This is a genomic window from Moorena sp. SIO3I6 (genome assembly GCF_010672095.1).
Window position 1 is genome coordinate 1 of record NZ_JAAHHU010000736.1, and the last position, 2,346, is coordinate 2,346.

Sequence of the window (2,346 nt, forward strand, 5' to 3'; positions counted from 1 at the left end):
GTGGAATTGAAGGGGGAAGGGATGGCACAGGATTTCCTCCTGAGAGTGGATGCTATGGAATAGTAACTATACTATTTTGAACACATCTATCCGCTTTGTGCTATACCTGCAGTTCAGTAATGAGACCACTACCCCAAACCCCAAACCCAAAACCCCGTCAGGAATTGTGCATCTTCCCAACAGTGTCCACTCCCAACCCCTCTATAAAAGAATCCCAACAAAATTAATTCGTCTTTCAGGAAACTGTCATATTACTGCTGTAGTCTTCAAAGAAGAGTCCCAAGTCCGAGGGACAATCTGGATGGTTTTCTTGGGTACACCGAAGACGCATGAATAAGTGACACATTAAGACCAACCAGCTGGGTGCTGTTAGCCGTAAGGTTGAATCTAGATAGGCTGCAAATGAGGTTGAGGCAATTATGAATGCTCCTACTTTTCTAAATCGGCAAAACCATAATCGACAGTGGTTCCCAATGTCCCGCAAAAACCACAGGCATTTAGCACCAGTGAAGCTAGTGCCTAGAAAAAGCCACATACATTCTGTGAAAAGCCTGCGCACCTTAGCAAACTCGAAAGTGAAACAAGGGGATTACAGCAGTGCGATCGCATTGTTAACCCAGTTGATTAATCTAAATCCCACCAGTGCATCAGACTACAACAATCGGGGATTGCTGTATTTCCAAAGTGGTCAGCCTTACAAAGCTCTATTTGATTACAATCAGGCACTGCGAATTGATCCCAGATTGGACAGTGCTTACAACAATCGCGCTAATTATTATGCATCAGTTGGGCAACTGGCTGAAGCCCTCACCGACTACGAGCAAGCTATTGATCTCAATCCGGGAAATATCCGCACCTGGATTAACCAAGCGATCACCTTCCGGGAATTGGGATTGTACGATTTAGCCCTAGAAAACCTTGACATGGCTCTAATGCTAGGATGCCTGGAAGACCATGTCTATGCTCAGAGAGGGCGTACTTACCATCTCAGGGGTGACTGGAACTGTGCCATCAGCGACTATCAAAAGGCTTTGAAGTGGCTGCCATTGTCTGGTTCTTCTGATTCCTTGCGCGAGAAAGTGGAAAATTGGATCAATGATTTGCTTAAGCCACTGAGAGCTTGAAGGGATTAGTGGTTAGCTCTTGCGTCCCAAACAGCGATTCTCCCTAGGAGACGCTACGGGAGTCACGCGAAGCTTCCGCGCTTATGGGATTGGCCGTAGGCCACGCTACGGGATTGACCGTAGGTCACGCGGGGCGCGAACGCACAGAGCTTGCTCTACCGATTACCTTTAGCTCAGTTTATGCCCACCGGAAGTATAACTAATTTCCATCCCCTAAGTCTGGATCTTGCCAGACGACCTGAAGCTGATTCGGATCACGTCGTAAGCTTTGCTCTCGCATTACTTTCTGGGCTTGCCTGGGGTCAAAAGAGCGACTGAATTCACGGCGCAAGTTATTCACTCGTGTCTCAGTTCGCTTCACCTCTCGTTTTACTTCTCGCAACTTGGCTTGCTGTGAGAGATGATAAGGTAATAGTTCCATGAGTGCGGTAATCGCAGCAGCACACAGAACTAGGTTTACAAGTAACTTAGCAGTAGTTTCACCAGCAACTGCCCCGTAAGACTGTCGCTGCGGACGGTGCTTGATTCGAGGAACTCTTCGGCGAGGTTTTGATGGTACCCGAGTTGAGTCAGAGGGTTGGATTGCGTTCATTTCCGTTTACAATGCCACGCTGGTACACCAGCGCCCTTGGGTTTATTATTGGGTTGATTAGGATAGAGTTTTGAGTATGCACCTTTTATTTAGCCAGATAATTTAGCTAAAAAATAGTCTTTATGGAACAATCAAGCCCCCAAATAGACTAAGAGCTTAGCATAATGTGAGTTTGATCACATAAATTTCCTGGTGTTGACTTGAATCCAGGGGACAGGAGCTTCGAGTCAGGATAATAATTCAGAATTATTGCTTATAATATAGGAAATATCTATTAACCTTCCCAGGTAGACTGGCCTTGGCAGCCATCATTCAACTCCAATTCCCCTCCCGTTATACCCGCGTATGAAGCGCGGTAAAGGGGGCGTATAGGGTGTGGACGCAGGTGACCCACACAGCCCGGAGACGAAACCTTAAAATAAGGTTTGAAGTTACCGTAAGGAGAGTGGAGCCTTAATCAAACAGTTTTAACCCTTTTACGCATAACCGACTAACCATAAAGGCTCCACTCTCCTAAGGTTTCGTCTCTGGCCTTAATCATGGAGGCGCGCTTGACCCGTAATTAAATTCGCCATGGGTCGCGCCTCAAAGTTTTAACCAAAGGTGCGCTTTCCGTAGGCGAATTAAATT

Annotated in this window: 4 protein-coding genes; 3 read left to right on the forward strand and 1 reads right to left on the reverse strand. The window is 46.6% G+C overall.

Annotated elements, in window-relative coordinates; all coding sequences use genetic code 11:
- The first annotated feature begins 76 nt into the window (after nucleotides 1-76).
- The 3 genes from F6K49_RS42040 to F6K49_RS42050 all read left to right on the forward strand — a co-directional run bounded on the left by F6K49_RS42040 (nucleotide 77) and on the right by F6K49_RS42050 (nucleotide 1,296).
- Nucleotides 77-337 carry a hypothetical protein gene (locus F6K49_RS42040; protein WP_293060371.1) on the forward strand — a complete coding sequence of 87 codons (261 nt, stop codon included), beginning with the start codon at nucleotides 77-79 and terminating at the stop codon, nucleotides 335-337.
- 82 nt (nucleotides 338-419) lie between these two features.
- Nucleotides 420-1,124 carry a tetratricopeptide repeat protein gene (locus F6K49_RS42045; RefSeq protein WP_070393684.1) on the forward strand — a complete coding sequence of 235 codons (705 nt, stop codon included), beginning with the start codon at nucleotides 420-422 and terminating at the stop codon, nucleotides 1,122-1,124.
- Between the two features lie 19 nt (nucleotides 1,125-1,143).
- On the forward strand, nucleotides 1,144-1,296 hold the full coding sequence (locus tag F6K49_RS42050) for a hypothetical protein (protein WP_293107235.1): 153 nt from the start codon (nucleotides 1,144-1,146) through the stop codon (nucleotides 1,294-1,296).
- Nucleotides 1,297-1,323: 27 nt separating this feature from the next.
- Here F6K49_RS42050 and F6K49_RS42055 read toward each other — a convergent pair whose 3' ends face one another.
- Nucleotides 1,324-1,716: a hypothetical protein gene (locus F6K49_RS42055; protein WP_070393683.1), complete on the reverse strand. Its 393-nt coding sequence runs from the start codon at nucleotides 1,714-1,716 to the stop codon at nucleotides 1,324-1,326.
- Nucleotides 1,717-2,346: the final 630 nt, after the last annotated feature.

Bases quoted from the DNA above. Each gene is read 5' to 3' on its own strand.
- F6K49_RS42045 (WP_070393684.1), top strand. From the start codon at position 420: ATGAATGCTCCTACTTTTCTAAATCGGCAAAACCATAATCGACAGTGG.
- F6K49_RS42055 (WP_070393683.1), bottom strand. From the start codon at position 1,716: ATGAACGCAATCCAACCCTCTGACTCAACTCGGGTACCATCAAAACCT.